Annotated in this window: 23 protein-coding genes; 16 read left to right on the top strand and 7 right to left on the bottom strand. The window is 37.4% G+C overall.

Features of this window, described 5'->3' with window-relative positions; genetic code table 11:
- Positions 1-59: 59 nt before the first annotated feature.
- The 6 genes from coaBC (at position 60) to ACZ5QH_RS20170 (ending at position 4,785) form a co-directional block, all read left to right on the top strand.
- Entirely contained in the window at positions 60-1,325 is a 1,266-nt protein-coding gene (gene coaBC, locus ACZ5QH_RS20195) for a bifunctional phosphopantothenoylcysteine decarboxylase/phosphopantothenate--cysteine ligase CoaBC (protein ID WP_004816940.1), read from the top strand.
- A gap of 162 nt (positions 1,326-1,487) precedes the next feature.
- The gene (locus ACZ5QH_RS20190) at positions 1,488-1,862 is read left to right on the top strand and encodes a cytochrome b562 (RefSeq protein ID WP_004725812.1); all 375 of its coding nucleotides are present in this window, start codon (positions 1,488-1,490) and stop codon (positions 1,860-1,862) included.
- Between the two features lie 512 nt (positions 1,863-2,374).
- Positions 2,375-3,214, top strand: coding sequence for a bifunctional transcriptional activator/DNA repair enzyme AdaA (locus ACZ5QH_RS20185; protein WP_151957008.1), 840 nt, complete (start codon positions 2,375-2,377; stop codon positions 3,212-3,214).
- Positions 3,201-3,938 carry a 2OG-Fe(II) oxygenase gene (locus ACZ5QH_RS20180; RefSeq protein ID WP_303577401.1) on the top strand — a complete coding sequence of 246 codons (738 nt, stop codon included), beginning with the start codon at positions 3,201-3,203 and terminating at the stop codon, positions 3,936-3,938. The genes ACZ5QH_RS20185 and ACZ5QH_RS20180 overlap by 14 nt, the downstream gene beginning before the upstream one ends.
- A gap of 3 nt (positions 3,939-3,941) precedes the next feature.
- A complete protein-coding gene (locus ACZ5QH_RS20175) occupies positions 3,942-4,187 on the top strand; it encodes an Ada metal-binding domain-containing protein (RefSeq protein WP_056512381.1) in 246 nt (81 codons plus the stop codon).
- Entirely contained in the window at positions 4,174-4,785 is a 612-nt protein-coding gene (locus ACZ5QH_RS20170; RefSeq protein WP_303577400.1) for an alpha-ketoglutarate-dependent dioxygenase AlkB family protein, read from the top strand. The genes ACZ5QH_RS20175 and ACZ5QH_RS20170 overlap by 14 nt, the downstream gene beginning before the upstream one ends.
- Here ACZ5QH_RS20170 and ACZ5QH_RS20165 read toward each other — a convergent pair.
- From ACZ5QH_RS20165 to rsgA, 5 genes are all read right to left on the bottom strand, one after another.
- Positions 4,780-5,259: a DUF4184 family protein gene (locus ACZ5QH_RS20165; protein WP_151802576.1), complete on the bottom strand. Its 480-nt coding sequence runs from the start codon at positions 5,257-5,259 to the stop codon at positions 4,780-4,782. The two genes, ACZ5QH_RS20170 and ACZ5QH_RS20165, sit on opposite strands and share 6 nt — an antisense overlap.
- A gap of 139 nt (positions 5,260-5,398) precedes the next feature.
- Positions 5,399-5,857, bottom strand: a complete 459-nt coding sequence (gene secB, locus ACZ5QH_RS20160) for a protein-export chaperone SecB (protein WP_004725824.1) — start codon at positions 5,855-5,857, stop codon at positions 5,399-5,401.
- Positions 5,858-5,905: 48 nt separating this feature from the next.
- A complete protein-coding gene (gene grxC / locus ACZ5QH_RS20155; protein ID WP_004725827.1) occupies positions 5,906-6,163 on the bottom strand; it encodes a glutaredoxin 3 in 258 nt (85 codons plus the stop codon).
- Between the two features lie 16 nt (positions 6,164-6,179).
- On the bottom strand, positions 6,180-6,590 hold the full coding sequence (locus tag ACZ5QH_RS20150) for a rhodanese-like domain-containing protein (protein ID WP_004725828.1): 411 nt from the start codon (positions 6,588-6,590) through the stop codon (positions 6,180-6,182).
- A gap of 91 nt (positions 6,591-6,681) precedes the next feature.
- On the bottom strand, positions 6,682-7,740 hold the full coding sequence (gene rsgA, locus ACZ5QH_RS20145) for a small ribosomal subunit biogenesis GTPase RsgA (protein WP_004725830.1): 1,059 nt from the start codon (positions 7,738-7,740) through the stop codon (positions 6,682-6,684).
- Between the two features lie 122 nt (positions 7,741-7,862).
- On the opposite strand from rsgA, the gene orn reads away from it, so the two are divergent.
- The 10 genes from orn (at position 7,863) to ACZ5QH_RS20095 (ending at position 21,049) form a co-directional block, all read left to right on the top strand.
- Positions 7,863-8,420, top strand: a complete 558-nt coding sequence (orn, locus tag ACZ5QH_RS20140) for an oligoribonuclease (RefSeq protein ID WP_004725833.1) — start codon at positions 7,863-7,865, stop codon at positions 8,418-8,420.
- A gap of 211 nt (positions 8,421-8,631) precedes the next feature.
- Entirely contained in the window at positions 8,632-9,366 is a 735-nt protein-coding gene (locus ACZ5QH_RS20135; RefSeq protein ID WP_004816949.1) for a Bax inhibitor-1/YccA family protein, read from the top strand.
- 160 nt (positions 9,367-9,526) lie between these two features.
- The gene (locus ACZ5QH_RS20130; protein ID WP_004725837.1) at positions 9,527-10,330 is read left to right on the top strand and encodes an enoyl-ACP reductase FabI; all 804 of its coding nucleotides are present in this window, start codon (positions 9,527-9,529) and stop codon (positions 10,328-10,330) included.
- A gap of 173 nt (positions 10,331-10,503) precedes the next feature.
- Positions 10,504-13,137: a type VI secretion system Vgr family protein gene (locus ACZ5QH_RS20125; RefSeq protein ID WP_303577399.1), complete on the top strand. Its 2,634-nt coding sequence runs from the start codon at positions 10,504-10,506 to the stop codon at positions 13,135-13,137.
- The gene (locus tag ACZ5QH_RS20120) at positions 13,137-13,994 is read left to right on the top strand and encodes a hypothetical protein (protein ID WP_004816952.1); all 858 of its coding nucleotides are present in this window, start codon (positions 13,137-13,139) and stop codon (positions 13,992-13,994) included. The genes ACZ5QH_RS20125 and ACZ5QH_RS20120 overlap by 1 nt, the downstream gene beginning before the upstream one ends.
- Positions 13,984-16,926: a toxin VasX gene (locus ACZ5QH_RS20115; protein ID WP_464016762.1), complete on the top strand. Its 2,943-nt coding sequence runs from the start codon at positions 13,984-13,986 to the stop codon at positions 16,924-16,926. Before ACZ5QH_RS20120 ends, ACZ5QH_RS20115 begins: the two co-directional genes overlap by 11 nt.
- Positions 16,923-17,900: a hypothetical protein gene (locus ACZ5QH_RS20110; RefSeq protein WP_004816957.1), complete on the top strand. Its 978-nt coding sequence runs from the start codon at positions 16,923-16,925 to the stop codon at positions 17,898-17,900. Before ACZ5QH_RS20115 ends, ACZ5QH_RS20110 begins: the two co-directional genes overlap by 4 nt.
- An 88-nt stretch (positions 17,901-17,988) precedes the next feature.
- Positions 17,989-18,987, top strand: coding sequence for a DUF6708 domain-containing protein (locus tag ACZ5QH_RS20105; protein WP_035370590.1), 999 nt, complete (start codon positions 17,989-17,991; stop codon positions 18,985-18,987).
- Positions 18,988-19,082: 95 nt separating this feature from the next.
- Entirely contained in the window at positions 19,083-20,078 is a 996-nt protein-coding gene (locus tag ACZ5QH_RS20100; RefSeq protein WP_303577397.1) for a DUF6708 domain-containing protein, read from the top strand.
- Entirely contained in the window at positions 20,075-21,049 is a 975-nt protein-coding gene (locus ACZ5QH_RS20095) for a hypothetical protein (RefSeq protein WP_004816964.1), read from the top strand. The genes ACZ5QH_RS20100 and ACZ5QH_RS20095 overlap by 4 nt, the downstream gene beginning before the upstream one ends.
- Before the next feature lie 161 nt (positions 21,050-21,210).
- Here the strand turns inward: ACZ5QH_RS20095 and ACZ5QH_RS20090 are convergent, their stop codons facing one another.
- Positions 21,211-22,614, bottom strand: a complete 1,404-nt coding sequence (locus tag ACZ5QH_RS20090; protein WP_004816966.1) for an efflux transporter outer membrane subunit — start codon at positions 22,612-22,614, stop codon at positions 21,211-21,213.
- A gap of 22 nt (positions 22,615-22,636) precedes the next feature.
- The gene (locus ACZ5QH_RS20085; RefSeq protein WP_244014131.1) at positions 22,637-24,628 is read right to left on the bottom strand and encodes a MacB family efflux pump subunit; all 1,992 of its coding nucleotides are present in this window, start codon (positions 24,626-24,628) and stop codon (positions 22,637-22,639) included.
- Position 24,629: the final 1 nt, after the last annotated feature.

Raw genomic sequence — 24,629 nt, 5'->3', positions numbered from 1 at the left:
GGGAGATAGACTATTTAATGATATTGTGAGCGCCACTGCAACTGAAAGGTAGCCTGATAGTGAGTTTTGATCTCAGTGTATTTTCTAATAAAAATATTATCCTCGCTGTAACAGGCGGTATTGCCGCCTATAAAAGTGCAATCCTGGTACGTCGTTTAAAGGATTATGGCTTTAATGTACGCGTGGTAATGACCAAAGGTGCACAGGCATTTATTACCCCTTTAACTTTTCAGGCCTTATCCGGAAATCCTGTTCATACTGAGTTATTAGACCCTGAAGCAGAAGCGGGAATGGGGCATATTGAATTGGCGCGTTGGGCCGATTTGATTTTAGTTGCACCTGCAAGTTGTGACACCATCGCAAAGTTCGCCGCGGGTTTGGCTGACGACTTGCTCAGTACTTTGTATTTGGCAACCAAAGCACCTGTTTGGGTTGCGCCTGCAATGAATCAGCAAATGTGGGCAGCTAAGCCGACACAACGTAATCTGAATACCTTAGTTGAAGATGGCGTACATGTGATTATGCCTGAAGCGGGTTCGCAAGCTTGTGGTGATGTCGGTTTAGGGCGTATGCCTGAACCTGAAGATTTAGCTGAACAAGTTAAAAACTACTTCCATCAAGCACAACGTGCGATTGCTGAGAAGTTTGGCTTGCTTGCTGGAAAACGTGTAGTGATTACTGCGGGACCAACACGTGAAGCGATTGATCCTGTACGTTATATTTCCAATCACAGTACAGGGAAAATGGGCTTTGCCATTGCAGCAGCCTGTTATTCAGCAGGGGCGAAAGTGACACTATTGGCTGGTCCAGTCAGTTTGGATACTCCGAATGGCGTGCGTCGTATCAATGTTTCTTCTGCGATAAAAATGCTTGATGAAAGCATGCATCAGCTTGAGGAAGGCTGTGACGTGTTTATTGCAACTGCGGCTGTCGCTGACTATCGTGTGGCAGAAGTTGCGGAACATAAGATTAAGAAAGCGGGTGATGAGCTGAATGTTTCGTTGGTGAAAAACCCTGATATTGTGGCGACCATTGCGCAACAGTCAAAGCGCCCATTTATGGTGGGTTTTGCGGCTGAAACTCGGAATGTAGAGGAATATGCAGCAGGAAAACTGGTTGCAAAAAAACTCGATATGATTGCCTGCAATGATGTCTCGCGTGCTGATATTGGTTTTGCTTCTGATCAAAATGCAATGACCGTGTTTTTTGCAGAACAGTATCAGATGGAAAAGCGTGATTTAGAGAAAGCCTCGAAACAAGAGATTGCACAACAATTGGTTGAAGCGATCCACGATGCCTTACACCATGAGATTGAACCAATTTAAGCCTTTCTCTGATTATTTCTGAATATAAAAATGCAACGAATTCGTTGCATTTTTATTTGCTATTTTTTGTGCTTTTAAACTATGTTTAATCTTGGAAATGGACAATAGCCACAATGGGCTTTTTTACACCCAACAATAGCCACAGTTTTAAGGAAGATCATAATGATCAAAAAAACTTTAGCCACCGTCATGATGATTTCTGCTTTAGGTTTCAGCTCAATGACTTTTGCTGCAACGCTACAACAAAATATGCAGGCATTAGGTAAAAACTATAAAGCATTTAATCAAACCAATAATGCTGCTGAAGCAAATAAAGCTTTAGATAATATGCGTGCTGCTGCAACGGACGCTAAAAAAGTCAAACTTAAAGGTCGTGGTGATGCCAGTGCACCGACTTCGACTCAGTTATATGATCAATTGATTGCGCAAATTGATAAGACTCAAGCGCTAGTCAAAGGCGGTCATTTAGATCATGCCAAAATGGAAGGCAAGAAAATTGCTGAAATACGTGATCAAGGGCATAAGATCTATCAATAGTCTTATTGCGCAAATATGCATTTAGATGATTTATAAATAAGGTCAAAATTATAAATCATATATTTATATACTTTCATTAACGTGATTCATATGGTTATAACGCTTGCAATGCCACACTTTACAATTAAAGTTTAAATAGCTTTGCGTAGGCGATGCCTCACTTTTCAGAGATGAAAAGGTGACAAAAATCTTCCGTTGGGCGAGGGGTACGTCCTGTACCCCGGCCCAACAGCGACATCCATGTCGCCACACGATAGATCGACCATGTACGATTCAATAATACAAAGAATCAGGTAAATTTATATAGATTGCGTATGGACTACTTGTTTTTTGACGAACGTAATTTCAAAGAATAGATTTATCCATTTAAAAGCCGTTAGTTTTAATGACTAACGGTTTTTTATTGTGAGGAGATTTTTAAACGATATTAAATCACTAAACTCAGCACGATTCGGATTTGCTCATTGCATAACAACTGTTAAGTTAGATGGAGAAAAGTGAGGAGAAATGCGATGCAACAGCACCATCAGTTTGAACGTATTGCAAAAGCCATTGAATACATTAAACACAATTTTAAAGCACAACCGAATTTAGATGAGGTGGCTGCGCATATTCATTTAAGCCCTGCACATTTTCAACGTTTATTTACAGAATGGGCTGGAACCAGTCCGAAGAAGTTCTTGCAATATATTAGTATTGAACATGCAAAAAACTTGTTAAAACAAGAGCATTCGGTATTTGATGCGACTTATGACACAGGACTATCGAGCACCAGTCGTTTGCATGATCTATTTATACAAATTGAAGGCATGACACCTGCTGAATACAAAAGTGGTGGGGAAAACTTAACCATCCACTACCAGTATGCTGAAACACGCTTTGGAATGGTTTTAGTGGCTTCAACAGCCAAAGGGATTTGTTTTATGTCTTTTGTGGAGCATGAGCAAGATGCCTATAGTGCACTCGTTGAAAAATTTCCTAAAGCAAGATTTTATCAGCAAGCAGATGCCTTGCATGAACATGCTTTGGCCATTTTCTCATCTGAACAAAAACCATGGAGCCAAATTAAGCTGCATCTAAAAGGCACTGATTTCCAGCTTAAAGTTTGGGAGAGTTTGCTTAAAATCCCGATGGGGCAATTGGCAACCTATGCAGATCTTGCTGAACAGATTGGAAATCCAAAAGCTTCCCGTGCAGTCGGTACTGCGATTGGCAATAATCCAGTGGCTTTTTTAATTCCATGTCATCGTGTGATTCAAGCGACAGGTGTTTTAGGTGAATACCATTGGGGTAAAACACGTAAAGCCGCTATGATTGGCTGGGAAGGTGTGCAAGTACATGCCAGCGTTTAATTCACAACAAGCAACAGCGTTGCTCAATAAAATTGAGGGTTTAGATTGGGAGTCAATCCGTGCTCAGATGCATATGCAAGGCTACTCAATCCTTAAAGACTTTTTATCTGATGAATTGTGTGAGTTGATCAAAAGTCATTATAACCATCAACAACTGTATCGAAAAACCGTCACTATGCAGCAACATCGTTTTGGATATGGCGAGTATAAATATTTTAATTATCCACTACCAAACTTGCTTCAACAGCTTCGAACTCAGTTTTATCCGTATCTGGTTCCTATCGCCAATGCTTGGTCTGATGCTTTAAAGTTGGATCGACAATATCCAGATTCACATTTTGAATTTTTACAACAATGCCAACAAGCGGGTCAAAATAAGGCCACTGTTTTGATTTTGTACTATCAGCAAGATGGGTTTAATACCTTACATCAAGATCTATATGGCGAGTTCTATTTTCCGATCCAAATGGTATTTGTTCTTAGTCAAGCCAATAGCGATTTTACCGGTGGTGAGTTGGTGTTGACTGAGCAAGTACCACGAGCACAGTCAAAAGCCATTGTTTTACAACCTGATCAAGGGGATGTGTTAATTTTTACCACGCAGTTTAGACCCAAGAAAAGCACTCATGGCTATTATCGAGTCAATATGAAGCATGCTGTCAGTCAGGTGCGTACAGGGGAGCGTTATACATTGGGGATTATTTTTCATGATGCTGTGAGTTAAATGATGATTAAGCATGATGACATTGAGCGTTTGGCGTTATATCGAAAAATCAGGAATGCTGAAATTTTATTTGCAGGCAACCAAAAGCTAAAAATTTATGGACGTTTAAACTGTGGTTCGGGCAAGCGTATGTTAAAAGCCAATCGGGTGTTCTTTAGTAGTGAAGCCGAAGCCTTGGCATTGCAATTTCGCCCGTGTGGACATTGTATGAAATCAGCCTATGTGAAATGGAAAAATGCAACAACTTGAGTTTCTAACCGATCCCCAAGAGAACTTGCTTCCACAAGATGGAACAGTGAATTATTTCGGAAAAATCATGGATGAAGCCATCGCCAATGATTATTTTGAGCAACTGCTAACGCATATTGAATGGCAAAATGACCAAGCGATTATTTTTGGCAAAAAGATCATCACCAAACGGAAAGTGGCTTGGTATGGAGATCGTGCTTTTGAATACACTTATTCAAATAGCTCCAAATATGCCTTACCATGGATTGAAGAATTACTCGAACTGAAAAAACAGATTGAATTGATCACGGGTGAAACATTTAATTCTTGTTTGCTGAATCTTTACCATACAGGTGAAGAGGGTATGGCATGGCACAGTGATGGTGAAACAGATCTAAAAAAGAATGGTGCAATTGCATCTTTAAGCCTAGGCGCAGTTCGAAAATTTGCCTTTAAACATAAAAATAGCCAAGAAAAGATTGAGGTTTTTCTCGAAAATGGCAGTTTGTTGGTCATGAAAGACACCACACAAACATATTGGTTGCACCGCTTAGCCCCAACAAAGAAAGTGCATACGGCTCGGATTAATCTAACCTTTAGAACAATCGATGAATCATGATTTTTCCTCACGGATAAGCCAAACAATTGCGGCAAAAATAAAATTGATTAAACTCCCATAAAAAATAAAATTGTAGGGAATCATGTTGAGTAAAACTTGAGAATAACTCAGCGGATAAAAGGGATACATATCTGCATGCATCAACGCATCTAAAAAAACATGACTAAAACTCCCGACCAAAGCACTGACTGTCGCCACTTGCCATGTGATCTGCCAGTCTGCTTGTTTGAATAAGTTGCGTAAGCAAAACTCACTCATCACTTTACCTATGGGGACTGCAAGCAAAGCAATCAACAAAGCACCAAGTAAATTATGGGTATATAAATGGAGTGTGGTCCAGCCTCGAATGATGCCAATTAGAGGTTCTATATCCATCAAAACCTGAACACCAGAGAAAATTAACAAGCTAAATTTTTTATTTGCAATGGCTTTACAGCTTGCGCCTAAGCCCAAATGTAAGGGAGTAAATGGCATTGTTATTGTTCATGCTTATTATGATGTTTAAATTATAAAAAATTGCATCACCCACGGTTGTGAAGTTTGGGTGATTTTTATCTGATCAAATATAAAAAAGACCGCATAGTGCGGTCTTTTAAACTTAATTATTGAGAAATTAAGCTTGGCCTTCAGCAGCAGCGCCTTGGGCACGTTCCATATTTGCTTCAAACTCTGCATCAAAATTGATTGGCGTAAGAAGTAATTGAGGGAAGCTACCTTTCGTTACAAGATCATTAACTGCTTCACGCAAGAATGGGAACAAAATGTTCGGGCAGTAAGCACCTAAGATGTATGGAAGACGGTCTTCTTCAATACCATCAATCAAGAAAATACCTGATTGTGTTACATCGACGATAAATGCTGTATCGCCAGCATTGTTCGCTTGCACAACAACTTTTAAAGACACTTCAAAGTGGGTTGCATCCACTTTTTCAGCAGCAGAAGACAAGTTGATGTTTAATTCAGGTTGCCATTCTTTGGTAAAAACTTGAGCCCCAGGTACTTCAAAAGAAATGTCTTTTGTATAAATACGTTCTAAAGCAAGTTGTGGTTGAGCTTGTTGTTCTTCACTCATTCTTTATTCCTTAAATTTTAAGAAGTGATTCATTAATTAAGTTGTGGATTAACCAAGTAACTCATCGAGTTTGCCGGCTTTTTCTAAAGCATAAAGCTGGTCAAAACCACCGATAAATTCATTATTAATAAAAATTTGTGGTACTGTACGGTGTCGAGTTTTCTGGATCAGCTCAGTCTTAACTTCAGGTGCTTCTTCATCGAGATTGATTTCGGTAAAAGCAACACCTTTACGCTCAAGTAGAGATTTCGCACGTACACAGTATGGGCAAAAAGTTGTTGAATATACTTTTACTTCAGCAGTCATGTTGAGCTCCTTAAGCTTATTTTTTAGCTTTAACTAATGGCAAGCCTTGGGCTTTCCAGTTACTGATACCACCATCAAGACGATAGCTGTCTGCATGGCCGACTTGTTGTAAAGCACTTCCTGCAACTTGACCTAAGTTGCAGATAAATACTAAAGGACGGTCAGCAGTTTTTAACTCTTCGATGTGACTGGCAATTTGACTGTATGGAATGTTGCGACTGCCACTCACATGACCTTCACGGAAATCTTTAGCATCGCGTAAATCAATCAACATCGCATTTTTAGCCTTCACTAAAATACCAAGTGATTGTGGTGAAATCTTACGACCACTGCGTTGTCCTTCAAAAATAAAGAACAAGATCGCCAGTACCCCTAAAATACCAAATAAGAAGGGGTGATTCCCCATAAACTCAAACCAACGTTCCACAAGTCACCTAATTACAATCAAAAATTGCGTCGAGTATAGCGTATATATATGGTGATCAAAATCACCGCTTCAAGGTTCTCAAAGAAGAAATTTAATTTTTTTGTTGCGCATCAGTGATTTCTTCAATTAAACGTAAATAACTTTCATGTCGTCTGGCTAGAATTTCACCATTTTCTACCGCTTTTTTAATTGCGCACTGTTTCTCATGTGTGTGGGTGCAATTACGATATTGGCAATGTCCAATCAAGTTAGAGATTTCAGGAAAGCCCGCATCAATCTTTTCTAGACTCAAATGCCAAAGCCCAAATTCACGGATGCCGGGCGAGTCAATCAAGGCACCATTTTCACCAAAACGAATCAAACGGGTAGAGGTGGTTGTATGTTGTCCGAGCGCCGAGTTTTCAGAAATAATATTGGTCTTCTGTTCTGCATCAGGAACGATGACATTAATCAGGGTACTTTTGCCGACACCTGATTGCCCAACGAAAGCAACGGTTTCGTTGTCGAGTCGTTGCTTTAATTCGCTAATATCACCTTCAGACTGAGTGATCAGTACTTCATAGCCCAAGTCTTGATATTCTTTAATGAGATCTAAAATAGGATCATTTTCTTTGAGTAAATCTGATTTGTTTAACACCAAAAGGACTGGAATATCCGCATCCGCACATGCCACCAAATAGCGATCAATCAGCGTGGGTGCTGGCTCAGGCAGAGTTGCAAAGACAATGACGATTAAACTGATATTGGCTGCAACAGGTTTAACTTTATGATAACGATCGGGACGCGTTAACAACGATGTCCTTGGATGAATGGCAGTGATGATGCCTAAGCCTGTATTTGGATCTGCTTGCCACTGAACTTTGTCGCCTGTCACTAACAGCTCTAAATTGGTTCGTGTATGACAGCGCCAGACACTGCCTAATTCAATCGGTTTCCAAAAGGGTTCTGGATCACCTTCATTGACGATGGGTTTTTGCGGATGTTGAGTAGGAACAGAAAGGGCTTGTACTTCGAGTTGTCGTCCATAATGCTGAACAACAAGACCTTCAAGGTCATTGGAAGTGTCGATTTCTTCTTGACGTGTTTTATGTTGTTTCTGAATGCGGCGTTGCTGCTGTTCAGTTAAACGACGTTTACGAATTAAAGCCATTCATATCCTAAAAACCTTAAAAATGAGAAGGCAAAAATACCATGACAGGCGAATGAATTACAGCGAAGATGCAAGAAATTTGCTACTATTCATTTTTTATTGGCCTAATAAGATTGCACTATATGAGCAGCACTCCGGATACCCGCTTAATTTGGATCGACCTAGAGATGACAGGTTTAGATACAGATAATGATAAGATCATTGAAATTGCGACAATTGTAACAGATGATCATTTGAACATTTTGGCGGAAGGGCCTGTGCTTGCAGTGCATCAATCAGATGTTATCCTCAATGCAATGGATGAATGGAACACCAAACAACACGGTCAGTCAGGTCTGATTGAACGGGTACGTCGTAGTAAACTCACAGCGCAAGATGCAGAGCAGCAAACCTTAGAATTTTTGAAGAAATGGATTAATCCTAAAACTTCGCCAATGTGTGGTAATTCAATCTGCCAAGATCGCCGTTTTATGCACCGTTTAATGCCTGAGCTTGAACAATTCTTCCATTATCGTAATTTGGACGTGTCTTCAGTGAAAGAGTTAGCAAAACGCTGGAGACCTGAAATTATGAGCGGTCTAAAGAAAAATGCTTCACATTTGGCAATGGATGATATCCGCGATTCGATTGCTGAACTTAAATATTATCGTCAGTATTTCTTTATTGCCAATCAAGATTAATCATCTGAGTGGTTAAATCTCATTACATATCAGATTGAAACAAGAGGCTTTTTAGCCTCTTTTTTTACTATGCATTTTGGTTTTTTAAGCTATACTAAAGCTGATGTCCTCTGACAACTCGTTACAAAAAATAGCAAGCAGTTCAAATTGTTTGCATAAAAAACGTTTTAATATCCTTATATATATTTGAATTATTACAAAGAGATTGACTATGCAAAGTAATAACCCAATTTTAACGCGTGCGGAAACGTATGCAGATTATGAACAGCCAATGACCGTACAAGGCGCAATTCAAAAATCAGTTTTATTGACTGTTATTGCGGCCATACTCGGTGTTGGAATTTTTTTCTATAGCTTTACCACAATGAATGTTGGAATTGCCTATGCTGCTGCAATGGTCGGTGCAATTGGTGGTTTGATTCTTGGATTGGTTGCTACATTTAAGCCGAATACGGCACGTGTTTTAGCTATTCCTTATGCGTTCTTTGAAGGTGCATTTTTGGGTGGTGTTTCAGTGATCTTCCAACTGAAGTTTCCGGGCGTACCATTACAAGCACTTTTAGCTACATTTATCACAACTTTAGTGATGTTTGGTTTATATAAGTTCCAAATTATTCGTGCAACTGAAAAATTTAAATCTATTGTGATTTCAGCATCTATCGCAATTGCATTGGTTTTTGTGGTGCAGTTCATTATGCGTTTGGCTTTTGGTTCAAGCATTCCATTCTTATTTGAAAGCAGCATTTTAGGTATTGGTTTTGCTGCATTTGTTGCGGTGATCGCATCATTGAACTTAATTCTGGATTTCGATTTGATTGAATCGGCTGCTGCACAACGTGCACCGAAAGCCTATGAATGGTTATGTGGTATCGCTTTATTGGCAACATTGGTATGGATGTACTATTCATTCTTACGTTTATTGAGCTTGTTGCAAGGTGATGATTAATCATTCCCTTTATATCGATTGATAGATTTGAAAAGGCGCACTCGATTCGGTGCGCTTTTTTTATGTTTTTAGTAAACTTTTAAAAAAAGATGCATTATGCAATTTAGTTATGGGTCAAGACTTGGCATTATGCTTACAAAATTGATCAGGTGAGAATTTCATGGCACAAGGACTATTGGCAGGTAAACGCTTTTTAATCGCGGGAATTGCAAGTAAATTATCCATTGCATTTGGTATTGCTCAGGCATTACATCGTGAAGGTGCAGAACTCGCATTTACTTATCCAAACGATAAACTAAAAAAACGTGTAGATGATTTTGCAGAACAATTCGGTTCTACTTTAGTTTTCCCTTGTGATGTTGCTGTGGATGCTGAAATTGACCATGCATTTGCTGAATTAGCAAAGCATTGGGATGGTTTGGATGGTGTTGTACATTCCATCGGCTTTGCACCTGCGCATACACTTGATGGTGATTTCACGGACGTCACAGATCGTGAAGGTTTTAAAATTGCTCATGACATCAGCGCTTATAGTTTTGTTGCTATGGCACGTGCAGCAAAACCTTTATTGTTGGCTCGCCAAGGCTGTTTATTGACTTTAACTTACCAAGGTTCAGAGTCTGTTATGCCAAACTATAATGTTATGGGTATGGCGAAAGCATCTTTGGAAGCAGGTGTGCGTTATTTAGCATCAAGCTTAGGTGCTGAGGGTATTCGTGTAAATGCAATTTCAGCAGGTCCAATCCGTACTTTAGCGGCATCTGGGATTAAATCTTTCCGTAAAATGTTAGATGCCAATGAAAAAATTGCACCGTTAAAACGTAATGTTACGATTGAAGACGTTGGTAATGCAGCCTTATTCCTATGCTCACCTTGGGCAAATGGGATCACTGGTGAAATTCTATATGTCGATGCTGGTTTTAATACGGTCGGTATGAGCCAATCAATGATGGATAGCGAATAAAGTTAAGTTTATTTAACTGGTTGAATTCAAAATATAAACCTCAATATTTAAACGTGAATATTGAGGTTTTTTTACAAATTTTAAAAAATTAACCGATCAATAAACTAGGATTCAATCGTTTTTTTTGATTAAATATTCATAAATATTAATATTATTTTAAGTTTGATAAAAAAATGAATTTTGCCAATATATTTTCGGCTCTGCAACACCTTGGATTGACTGCGCAAAAACGAGCCTTGCATATCCAATTTAGCAATCCTGATTTGACTGCTCAAGTCTTCTTACAACGTATCGATGGACAACATGGTTTAAACCAAGGTGTGTCTGTTGAACTGATTTGCCTTGCCACTTCAGCAACGATTCCCCTTAAACAATTCATCGGTAGCCAAGTGGCCATTGATCAAGTCACAGATCATGGGCAACTGTTTCGTAGCACAGGAGTGATTACTGAGGCCGCACAAGGGCAGAGTGATGGCGCACTAACGCTATATAAACTCAAACTCGAAGATGCCACTTCACTGTGGCATAAACGCCGTAACAGCCGAGTGTTTATGAATAAGTCGGTTGTGCAAGTCATAGAAACGCTGTTTAAAGAATGGCAAGACAAAAGCCCACTCTTTGCATCGAGTCTAAGTCTCGATAAAAGTGGTCTTAAAAAAGATTACGATATCCGACCATTCATTATGCAGAGTAACGAAAGCGACTATGCATTTTTAAGCCGCTTGATGCGCAGTGAAGGGATCAACTGGTTGATTGATGAAGCACAATTGATTGTACCTAGTTCTGCGACTCAAATTCAGCCGCAAAAACTGCGCTTGGTGGATGATAACAGTGAATACAAAGCACTAGAACGAAGAAAGATCCGCTTCCATCGCAGCAGTGCCACAGAGCAACAAGACAGCATCACCAGCTTTATCGGGCAACGTAGCTTACAACCCACTGCTGTCCACGTACAACGCTGGCAAGCAGATGTGTTAGAACAAGAAGAGGGTGCAGGCAGTGTTCAAAGCAAACACCAACACAGTCAAAACCAAAACAATGCCAGTCTCGGTTTAGAACAAACTTGGCATATTAGTCCAGCATGGATTCAAGACCTGAATGGTGAAGATCAAGCAACCGCGTCAAATAACAATCAGATTGAAAAGATCAACCAAAACCTCAGTCATTACTATGATGCTCAATCCAAGCAATTTGTTGCCAACTCCACTGTACGTGATGCGCAAGTAGGTTACTGGTTTGAATTGAATGAACACCCAGAAATAGACCAACACAGTTGCTCAGACAAAGAATTTCTGATCACGTCAAAGACATTCTATAACCAGAACAACTTACCCAAAGATCTGAGTGAACAAATCAATCGCTTGCTCCAACAAAGCAACTGGGTAAATGAAAATAAAGCAGACAACAGCAACAGTGATGAACGCCAAGCCAATCAATTGGTGCTACAACGCCGTAATATCACCACTGTTCCTGAATACCACCCACTACAACACCGTCCAAGTACCCATCCACAACGTGCCAAAGTGGTTGGGCCAAGTGGAGAGGAAATTCATGTCGATGAATGGGGACGTATTAAAGTTCGCTTCCTATTTACCCGCAATGAAGATCATAGTCATGATGGTGGTGCAGGGAGCAATGACAACGACACTGATTCCGCTTGGGTGGATGTACTGACCCCGTGGGCAGGTGAAGGCTATGGTGCGCGGTTCTTACCGAGGATTGGTGAGATTGTCGTGATAGATTTCTTTGATGGCAATATCGATCGACCATTTGTGGTGGGGCGTATCCATGAAGCGCAACGAAGTCCAACGAAATTTGATGACAAAGGCCAATTACCTGACACCAAAAAACTGGCAGGGATCAAAAGTCGGGAAGTTAAAGGCAGTGGCTATGGTCAGCTTAGATTTGACGATACCACAGAGCAAATCAGCAGCCAGCTACAAAGCAGTCACGGCACGAGTCAACTTAACCTTGGTAATCTAAGTCATCCTAAAGAAACCGAGACCAGTGAAGGACGAGGTGAAGGCTTTGAACTAAGAACAGATCAATGGGGAGCAGTGCGTGCAGGGCAAGGTCTACTACTGAGTACACATGCTCAAGATTCGGCCTCAGGTAACCATCTCGATGCAACAGCAGCGAAAAGTCAGTTAGAAAGCAGTCTAAATAATTCTAAAGCCTTAAGTGAAGTTGCCAAGAATCAGCAAATTGATCCTTTGGAAGTGTTGGAAAGAATAAAAGGATTTATTAATACACTAGACCAACAAGATCCGAAAAAAGCAGATGCATTTAAGTCTGCGGTGATGATGTTGGCTTCACCTAATTCGATTGCACTTGCCAGTAACGAAGATATTCATCTTTCAGCAGATGGGCAAATCAGTCATACCGCAGGCGACAGTATCAACCTAAGTACACAAAAGGCTTTGATTGGGCATGCCAGTGCTAAGATCAGTCTTTTTGCGGCACAGGAAGGGGCAAGGTTGTTTGCAGGGAAAGGTAAAGTTGAACTTCAAGCTCAAGATGGTGGTGCAGATGTGATTGCACGCAAAGGGATTCAAATCATTTCGACCGAAGACGCGGTTTATATCATTAGTCCGAAAGAGATTAAGTTGATTGGTGATGGTTCTGAATTAAAGATTAATGGTTCAGGGGTATTTTCAACTACAGGTGGTTTGTTTCAGGTGAAGTCGGGGCAACAGAAGTTTACCAGTGGTGCGAAGATTAATTCAGACATTCCTCAGCTTCCTATTTGTGAAATGCGTGTTTCTGGTGCTGCGGCAAAAGGTGATGCTTCTGTGGAGCTTTCATAATGTTATTAGAGCCTATACATCCAAAAGAGGTGATTGAGTATGATTACGTCATTATTGACCCGAATCTAAATGCGCAATATTTTTATGAAGTGGAAGCTCAACTTAAGTCTTTAGCACCTGATTATGCGAAGAATGTACAGCATGTTTTTCCGTATTTATTGCGTTTAAATTCAGTCGGTGCTTCGCTTGTTGATGAAATAAAGCAACATGATCAAAATCAGATCAAAGCGGGGCTTTCACCTTTTTTTCTAATGACGTTTAAAAGTGTTCCAACTCGAGAACCTGATATTGTTAATCACTTAAAACAAAATTTAGTCTATGAAGTAGGCACTAAGAAGTATTTGTATCGGTTTTTTGATCCGAAAATTTGGATGCTACTCAATTATTTTGAGAGTCAGGATTTTTTATGGATCAATAAATATTTTAAAAATATTGAATTTAATTTCTTAAATGAAACATTGTGCTTTGACGCTGGATCTGAGGGGGATTTTATTCAACAGCCTGATCATGATTTATTGGAAAAAATCAGTGTAAACAACAGAGTATTTGAAAAGTTAAAATTCAAGACTGACGACCTGCCAGCATACTTTTTAAAAGTTAGTCAGATTTTTAATTATGCAGACTTAATAAAAAATAAAGGGATTTTGACCAAGGATGATGCTGTAGCATCCATTTTTCATGCAGATTTAATCGGTGAAAGCTTTCTTGAAACCCACTTTTTTCAACGTTTAACAGAAAGTCCCAAAGGCTATGAACAGGCAAGCAAACAGCTTTCAACGTCTGAGTGGGATGATTTTTTTAAAAAACAAAATATTGATGATGAAAATTTAAAAAATAAGGTGATGTATGACTACTGATAATCAAGAATATCCTTGTGATTTTTGTAAGAGAGATGAAGGGCTACAGTTATTATTGGCTAGATATGTTGTTGTAACAAAAAAGGGAACTTATCCAGGAAATACTCAAAATGATACGATTTTGTCAACTTATAAAAAAAATGATCCTGAATTACAAGATATAAGTGATGAAAAGAAGAAAATAAATAGCGAACTTGAATTTCGTAAAAAAAGGAATGATTTTTATAAAGCGCGAGGGACTTATATTGAAGGTAGTGGTAAACCAAAACCTACCGAACCACTCCGAACAATAACAGTTTCAGCAAGTCGGAGCGCTAAATCTTGTTTTGAAAGTATTAATAGTATAGTTCCTTCAGAAGGATATGCTTATGGACTTACTACTTTAAGAGCTGGATATTTATATGTATTTATGAAACATATGGATAAGTGGCATGAATATGAAATATCTCAACAGGGCTTTTTAAAAAGAATTGATAATAATGATTATTTCTCTGAAACGATCAGCAACTCACAAAGTAAAGAACCTTGTAGTAAAACAGTTCATCGTGCAAGAGCGCTCATGATTACAATCCCAAAGGCCTCTGAAGCAACTGAAATTTATATGAAATATTCAGAAGTAAAATGGAGTAAAGATAAAAAGGTTGAGAACAAAAATAAATACAAAAAAAATATGAATGTATTCAATGTAAAAGCATATTTAAATGGTATGGGGAATGATGATCGTCAATTTCCCATCACAGAGCAAAACTTAAACTTAATAAAAAATTACAATTTAGAGCAATATGTATTTTTAGATTCTAATAAGTCTAGCGCATATCTTCAAACCCCGTGGACTTTGAGTAATGTATCAACTAATTTTGAAAATCATTATAATCAGATCTTTGATTATTTGAGTTTTAAGATTTGCTCATCAGAAGCTATTGATAATGATGAAGATTCATCAGTAATTAATAAGTATGATAATTATGAAGTAACAGAATTAAAAGATATTTTATCTGATAATAAAAAAACGAGATTATTTACAGGTGCAATTTTTTGTTTGGATGATTATGTCGGTATAATTCAAGATATTGCTTCTAATGCACTATCTGTATTGGAAGATACTTCAGTATATACAGATCAAGAAAAAACTTTACTTGACGTTGAAGGACTTAAATTAGCATTTGGAATAAATAAAGATATTTATTTTACAGAAGCTGAAAAAGCTGAAATTAATAAAGATCCTATTTTTTTAGATCCTTCTGAGCAATTATCGAATGAATTTGGAAAATATCTAAAAGAACAAATGCAGAAGAAAAAAACACCTGAACAGATCGCAGAAGAAGAAATTAGAGATAAAGCAAATCAACAAAAATATAAACTACAAGATTGGAATAAAAACTATCAAAGCTGTTTAAATGATAAAATTTACTCAGATGCAATTAAATCAAAAAATGAAAAAGATGATCAGAAATCTAAAAAAATTGATTCATTGGATGAGTGGGCATTAAAATTATTTATAAATAATATTATAAATGAACACTATTTTTATGTTACAGAAAGAGATAATCCAAAATCTTTGTCAGGTAATTATGAGTTGAGTTCCTCTATTCTTGAGTTTTGTAAAGCTTTACCTAAATGTTTAGACTATTTTGTAAAACAGCTTTACTTAATTTCAGATAATAAAAGTTTGATTTCTGATACATTATGCTGTAGTTCTTCTGATATTAAAAATAGTGTATCAAGCTATATTAACTACTCAAACTTATCTACAATTCCATGGGGAGATTTAATTTCTCGCACGAATTCAGTAATTTCATCATTGAATTCTTTTGAAATAGCATATTTACAAAGTTCAATAAGTCAGTTTGTTTTGCATTTATCTCCTGTCGCTATGCGTGGAATCGAACTTCATCCTAATCAATTGAATCCTCTCACCATAATGCTAGGAGGCTACACGCAAGCACCAGTTAAGGAAGGAATTATTCAGGCGAAAAATGTTTCTCAATTCAATAATAAACTCGCTGACTTATTGATTGCATATTATAAAGATACATTTGGAGCAGATGTTAAGATCAGTAGAGATAGTATGCTTAGTAAAATAGCCAATGATCCACTTTGGAATGCTTCTCGGGAAAAATTAAGAATTAATTTGCCTTATCTTGATGTTAGCACTCAAAATTTACCTAGAGAAAAAGCACATTTTATTAATACTATATCCAGCATGTTATTGGGGAATTATTCAAGTGATGCTGTTCCAAATGAAGTAAATACCTCTAATAAGCTTAAAATCGAAACAGAAATTCCCGTAAACGTATTTACAGATAAAAAAATATCATTTGAGCATCTGGTTGCTACAGGAAACTTCGTTTTCCAGTCACTTGCCATGTATACAGTTTGGACTGATCAAAATTTAAGTGGTTCAGAAAAGGGTGGCCGTAAAGCTGCTTCTTTAGTTGGTGTAGGGATGGCATTAGTAGAAGGTACATCTATGATGCTTAGTAAATATTTTGAAAGAAAGATAGCTGTAGGACCCTTACAAAATACTAAGCTAATTTCATTCTCAAAAGACTTAGCCAATGCTACAACTATGAAGCATTTGGGTTGGCGAACATTAGGTACATTAGTAGGTGCTGTTTTTGGTGTATTCGATATGATTAATGGGTGGAATAGTTTTAAAAGTGGAGAACGAACTTATGGTTCATTTCTATTTTTAAGTGGATTAACAATGGTTGGTTCATCACTATTTATTATGCTTGGTTTGGCAACCCATCCAATAGGATTAATACTATTAGCATTAAGTATTGGTTTTGCAATTTATGCGCTTTATAAAAGAGAAAAAGAATTACAAAAATGGTTGCGGAAAAGTTTTTTGGGAAATCCTAACGAAGGGATGGTTTCTTTTGGAAAATATGAAACACAACTATCAGCTCTAAATGGACTATTTAAATGAAAAACCCATGGTATTTTGTTTCTCGTACTAAAGTGGAAGAAAGAGTAAAAAAGTATCAAATTTTTAAGCTAGATACTTTTGAACTCAAACGTGTGATCAATCATAACTTTTCTGTTATTCAGATGAATTCTAACTTTATTGAATTAACAAATAGAAATTACGTATGGAAAGGAAAGAAATTAATTTTTTTATCTTTTTTTGGTATTCCTTTTGTCCTATTAGTTTTATTCGGTGGTTATCTATTTTTAAAAGATGGTATTGGTGATTTATTAGGTTTTTTAATTTCATTGATATTTGTTTTTCTTATTTCATTATATATGCTTTTAACTATGTTAATTCCTTTCTTAAAAATTGACTTTTTAAAGCCCCTTTATTTACCAGTCGTAATAAATAGACAAAAAAAGACCATGACCGTATGTTCCGATGGGAACAGCACCTCTCAGTTTTTATTAGACGATTTGTATTTTGATATCGTTCAATCACAAGGTGTAGTGGGACTACCGCTACATGAGTTACATGCCTATGTACTTGATGGTGAAGTGATAAAACATGATATACAGTTAGGGACACCGAATATTCATAAAGATCATATAGAAGGTTTTTTACTATTTATTAAAACTTATGTAGAACAAGGTCCGGAACCACTATATTACAGAAAAGGAATAGATGATCCTGAGCAAGAAGTTCTGAGTAAATTAACTTATTGCTATGATATTCAAGAGAAAAATGAACCATTCAGTCAAAGCTGGCAAACCGTATTTATTAATCATTTTCAGACGCCATTATTTGCAATTTTTTTCGCTATACCTGAGTTTTTTAGATTCTTTGGGCGACGAATTACAGTTGTTTTTTCAAAACCATTTTACTGGAGTGAACAGCTTAAAAAAGATAATTCCGTAGATGAAAATGATCCATATATTGTGACAGCAAAAGACAATTTGAAATTTGGTTTTTTTAGTGTGAAAGACAAATGATAAAGCGCGCAAGCGCTTTGATCTCTAAAAATAAAATTATATTTTTTGTGAGCATAATATTTGGAAGCATCAGTAAAATGGGTACATGATGAAAAGTAAAATTAAAGAGCATTCGTTTGGTTATGATGTTTTTAAAGAAAATATACCTTTTTCTAGATTAGATGAAGGTGATGTACTTTTATCTCCCTATGATGAATTTAAACGCAATCATAACTGGTCTTTTCTAAGGATGAATAATAATTATATAGAGCTTATAGATCAATCTTATGCGAGGTTAGGAAAAGGAATCAGTCTTTTAGTATTATGTTCTCCTATATTATTTTTAATATTTTATATTCTATATTTATATTTTTCACTTGGTGGGAGTTCTAAAGAGTCTATTTCTTTTTCAATATTTGTCGTAATTTCAGGGTTGATTATCTTTTTTTTACCACTCTATGCATTTTTAGACCCTTTTTTTAAATATGACTACAACAAGGCAGTTTGTAAACCAATTTTATTCAACCGAAAAACAGGCAAGGTGTTTTTTTATTTAACTGAAGCTGAGTATATCGAACGAGATTGGAAAGATGTTGTTTATGTGATGGGGAATAGCTTTGGTCTTTCAGGCGCACCTTTAAGAGAACTGAGAGCACATATTGTTGAAGATGGTCTGTTAAAACATACTTTTGTCATTGGCTTTCCGATGATGGGTATATTCCGTACACAGGGTTTATGGTCATTTATATGCCATTTTATGCATAAAGGACCAGCAGAATTATATCCAAAGCCTAATCCGATGTATGGAACAATAGACCCGTTTACGCAATTAACGTTTTGCCAACAGGTCATTGGAGCAAAAGAAAGTTATCGAGATACATGGAAGTCATTTCGAATCATTTATCATGATAACTGGGTTCCTGCGTTATTTTCCTTCCCTTTTGATCTTGGTAATTTTATTGCAAGACGAATATTGCTCAATATAAAGCCTCTACCTATATGGCATAAAGAGGTTATCCTTAAAAATAAAATGGAACAACAACGCCCAGAGGAAATTAGCTTTAAAGACAACTTTGAATTTAGTATGTTTGAGATGAAAGATAAATGATAAAGCGCTACAGCGCTTTGATTTTTAATGATTAAAATGAAAATTATATTTTTTTGAGCTTAATATTTGGAAGTATAAGTAAACATGGTTGCATAATGAAAAGTAAAATTAAAAAACATTCGTTTGGTTATGATGTTTTTAAAGAAAATATACCTTTTTCCAAATTAGATAAAGGTGATGTACTTTTATCTCCCTATGATGAATTCAAACGTAATCATAACTGGTCTTTTCTAAGCATGAATGATGATTATATTGAACTTATAGATCAATCTTATGCGAGGTTAGGAAAAGGAATAAGTCTTTTAGTTTTTATATCACCTTTAATATTTTTTATAATTGGTTGCTTGGTCTACATGTTGGTTAAACCATTTTATAATGAAGGTGTTTTCTTATATATATTTATTGTATTTATTTATTTATTCTTATTGTTTTTTACATTATATGGTTTTTTGAGTCCATACTTTAAGCATGATCATAAAAAATCTATTTGTAAACCGATTTTATTTAACCGAAAAACAGGCAAAGTATTTTTTTATTTAACTGATGCTGAGTATATAGAACGAGATTGGAAAGATGTTGTTTATGTGATGGGTACAAGCTTTGGGCTTTCTGGATTTACCTTAAGAGAACTTAGAGCGCATATTGTTGAACATGGTCTGTTAAAACATAGTTTTGTCATTGGCTTTCCTATGATTGGTTGGAGTAATACCCAAGGCTTATGGTCATTTATTTGTCATTTTATGCATAAAGGACCAGAAGAATTGTATCCCAAGCCTAATCCGATGTATGGAACGATAGACCCTTTTACTCAATTGACATTTTGTCAGCAGGTCAGTGGTGCAAAAGAAAGTTATCGAGATACATGGAAGTCATTTCGAATCATTTATCATGATAACTGGGTTCCTGCTTTATTTTCCTATCCTTTTGACGTGTGTAATTTTATTGCAAGACGAATATTGCTTAATATAAAGCCTCTACCTATATGGCATAAAGAGGTCATCCTTAAAAATAAAATGGAAAAAGAACGACCAGAGGAAATTAGCTTTAAAGACAACTTTGAATTTAGTATGTTTGAGATGAAAGATAAATGAAAAATCCATGGTATTTCGTTCCTCGTACAAAAGTTGGAGAAAGTGTAAAGAAGTATCAACTCTTTAAACTCGATACTTTTGAACTCAAACGTGTGATCAATCATAACTTTTCTGTTATTCAGATGAATTCGACATTTATAGAATTTATTAATAAAGAGTATATTTGGATTGGAAAGTCATTTATTTATTCTTTATTAATGGGTATCCCCGTACTTGTAATGAGTATTTTCTTTATATATTTGATTTTTTTTGATTATGGTGAAATAGATTATATTATGTGGTTTGGAGCCATATCTATTTTTATTGCAAGCTTATATATTCTTCTAACGATGCTTCAGCCATTGATAAGGAGTGAACTCCTTAAACCTCTATACAACTCTATAATTCTAAATAGGAAGAACAAAGAAATAACTTTCAGTAAAAGTAATGAAATCCTGCAATTAAAATTAAGTGATCTTTATTTTGATATCGTTCAATCACAAGGTGTAGTGGGGCTACCGCTATATGAGTTACATGCCTATATACTTGATGGTGAAGTGATAAAACATGATATACAGTTGGGTACACCCAATATTCATAAAGACTATATAGAAGGCTTTTTACTATTTATAAAAACTTATGTAGAACAGGGGCCTGAACCACTGTACTACAGAAAAGGGATAGATGATCCTGAGCAAGATTATAAAAGTAAATTAACATATTGTTATGATATTCAAGAGAAAAAAGAATCCTTTAAGCAAAGTTGGCAAACCGTGTTTATCAATCATTTTCAGACACCACTCTATGCGCTTATTTTTGCCATACCTGAATTTATTCGGTTCTTTGGACGACGAATCACAGTTCTTTTTTCAAAACCATTTTATTGGAGTGAACAGCTTAAAAAAGATAATTCCGTAGATGAAAATGATCCATATATAGTGAGAGCAAAAGACAATTTAAAATTTGGTTTCTTTAGCGTGAAAGATAAATAAAAAGATTAAAATTAATTTTTATCTTTAATTATATTAATGGGTTAAATATGATAAATGGCAATTTGCAATACCCAGCTTATAAGAATAGTAGGGTATTGACCCAAAAAGAAAACATAGCATGAAAAAAAAGCCCCTCAGGGCTTTCTTATCTCAACACATTCTTAAGGTAATTGCTTAATCGGACTACCACCCAAAGCTTGCATCAAAGTGACATAAGCATTGTATTGGCTTTGCTTTGCTTGGACTAAAGACAAAAGAGCACTACGCGTGGTTTCTTGAGCATCCAAAACATTTTTTAAAGCAATTGCACCATTACGGTAACGTACATTGGTTAAACGTTCTGTTTTTTCCGCAAGTTCCAAGTTCTTTTGTTGAAAGGCGACTTGTTTATCTAGCTCAGTACGATTCGACAATGCATTTTCAGTATCCGCAAAAGCTTGGTACAAGGTATTGCGATATTGAACAATGGCTTTTTCATAGTCCAGTTCACTGATCTTTAAATTCTTTTGCATATCATTATATTGTAAAAACGGCAGGCTTAAGCTTGCGCCTAAAGTCAGTGCAGGATTTTTCAATAAATTTGTCAATGATGTGCTGGTTGAACCTAAATTCCCCGTCAAACTGATTGAAGGATAATAGCTGGCTTTGGTGGCATCTTTGGTCGCCAAAGATTCACGTAAACGCAATTCGGCTGCTTTTAAATCAGGACGGCGCGACAAAATATCTGCCGGTAAACCCGCTGAGATATTGGGCAGACTGATCTGCGGTAATTGCTGTGGTTCTTGAATATTTAACTGTTGCACAGGTATTTGTAATAACACTGCCAAAGCGGTACGTGTTTCAACACGTTGCTGTTCAATTTGGCTTAAACTGGCTTTTTGGCTTTGTACCGATTGCTCAGCTTGGGTCAAATCTAGTCCTGAAACAGCGCCAGCACGATATTGAGTACGCACCAATTCAAAGGTTTTTTGAGTAGCAGCTAGGCTTTGTTGGGCAGAGCTATAGCGTTCATTTAAATAACCCAATTGCCAATATAAATTTGCGGTTGTGGCAATTAAGGTCTGCCCAGTCGCTTGTAAGTCTTGTTCAGTGGCTAAAGATTCCCACTTCGATGCTTCAGTTTGACGTGCTAATTTTCCAAACAAATCCACTTCATAACTGACACCCGCACTGAGAGATACACCCTTGGCAGCATCATCACCTGAATGAAGGTCAAAGCTATGTCCCGTAGATACCCCTGAATTAACACGAGGACCTTGTTGGTCACGCGCTAAGCCAGCTCTTAAACGGGCTGTTTGTAAGTTAATCCCTGCAACAGCCAAATCAGCATTACGTTGAATTACTTGATTGACCAGTTGATTTAACTGAGCATCACCAAATAAGGTCCACCACTGATCTGCATATAAATCTGCCTGTACGTGTTTAGATTTTGCATTGTCATAAACAAAACCATTTGGAATTTGCACAGCAGGGGCCTCGTATGGGGTTTTAACCACAGCCGCACAACCGACCAATGAACTCCCAAGAATCAAGGCACTTGCAAGTTTGCTTAAATTCATTTGCATTAATAATTTCCTTATTCTTCGGTTATTCACGCGAAAGTGCATCAACAGGATTGAGCTGTGCTGCATTGCGAGCTGGGATAAATCCAAATACCACACCAATCAAGGTTGAACATACAAATGCCGCAATGATTGAGGTGCTTGAATACGCCATTTGGAAACTGCCTTTCGCAATATGTCCAATTAACTGTCCAATGCCTAAAGAGAGCAGGACCCCTAAGATACCGCCCAAAATACATACCAAAACAGCTTCGATCAGGAACTGTTGCAGAATGTCACTTTGCCGAGCACCTACAGCCATACGCACACCGATTTCTTGGGTACGCTCGGTCACCGACACCAACATGATGTTCATTACCCCAATACCACCGACAACCAATGAAATCACCGCAATAGCTGAAACCAGTAAAGTCATAGTTTGTGTGGTCTGTTCAATGGTTTGACGAATACTGTCAGAGTTTTGAGTAAAGACATCTTGTGCGCCATGACGTTGTTCCAACAAACTTAAAATGGCATTTTCAGCAACCGCAGTTGGATATTCATCTTTAATACGCACGATGATGCTACGGACATTGGATTGTCCTAACATTCGGCTCATGACGGTTGAATAAGGCAGATAAACATTGAGACTGTCTGAGTTGCCCATAAAGCCTTGCTGTGCATCAATCACACCAATGATTCGGCTTGGAACACTCCCCAATAACAGCACTTGCCCTACAGGGTTAGTGCCATCTGCAAAGAAAGTCTTTTCAGTATTGGCATCAATCACCACATCCTGCGCTCGCCCAGTGATACTGTTTTTATCAAAAGCTTGCCCAGATTTAAAGGTCATGCCACGCACATAGAAGAAATCCGCACTGACACCATTGACGGTTGCTGAAGCTTCAGTGTCTTTAAAACGTGCTGTTACGCTACTATTGACTGTTGGACTGACTGCTTCGACATACGGTTGCTCTGAGAGTGCGTCAGCATCTGCTGGAACCAAGGTTTTAAACTGTGCTGTTTTCGAGTTGTCGCCAAAGCCACGTCCCTGAAAGACGGTAATGGTATTGGTACCTAAACTGCTGATGTTATCAAGAATTTGCTTTTGTGAGCCATTACCTAAAGCCACCACCGAAACCACAGATGCGATCCCGATAATAATACCCAGCATGGTTAAAAAGGTACGCATACGGTGGGCATTCATTGCCAGCAATGCCATACGGAAGGCTTCTGCAAAACGATCTAATGCAGAACGCCATTTAGATGACTTTTTACGATTCGACTTAGGTTCTGGATCGACAACAACATCAATCTCATCATCATGTTCGGGAACATTTGGCTTATCCGCGATGATGTTACCATCACTGATTTCAATGATACGTGTCGCATTTTTTGCTACATTCATATCATGGGTAACCAGAATAATGGTATGACCTTTGGCATTGAGCTCACGCAAAATACGCATAACCTCAACACCACTGTGCTTATCTAGTGCACCAGTGGGTTCATCCGCAAGGATGACATCACCACCATTCATCAAAGCACGTGCAATCGAAACCCGCTGTTGTTGTCCACCCGAAAGCTGATTTGGACGGTTTTCAGTTTTTTCACCGAGTCCTAAGTCAGTCAAGATTTCATGTGAACGCTTTTGACGCACACTCGGATCCATACCAGCATAAATCGCTGGAACTTCAACGTTTCCTGCGGCATTTAAATCACCCAGTAAGTGATAACGCTGGAAAATAAAGCCAAAATATTCACGACGTAATTGCGCGAGTTCATCGGGTTCAAGTTGACCTGTTTCACGTCCATTGACTTGATAACTGCCTGATGTGGGTTGATCAAGACAGCCCAAGATATTCATCAATGTCGATTTACCCGAACCAGATTGCCCTACAATAGCAACCAGTTCACCGGGGTAAATTTTAAGGTTAATACTCTTTAAAATCTGAATAGTGGATTCACCCGCAGGGAACTCACGAATCAGATTACTGACCTCAAGTAGAGGTTTGATCTGATGATTGTTCTGATCCATG

The organism is Acinetobacter sp. Ac8 (assembly GCF_055392545.1).
Note: the sequence above shows the minus strand (reverse complement) of the source record. Positions and strands in the feature narration are given on the sequence as shown.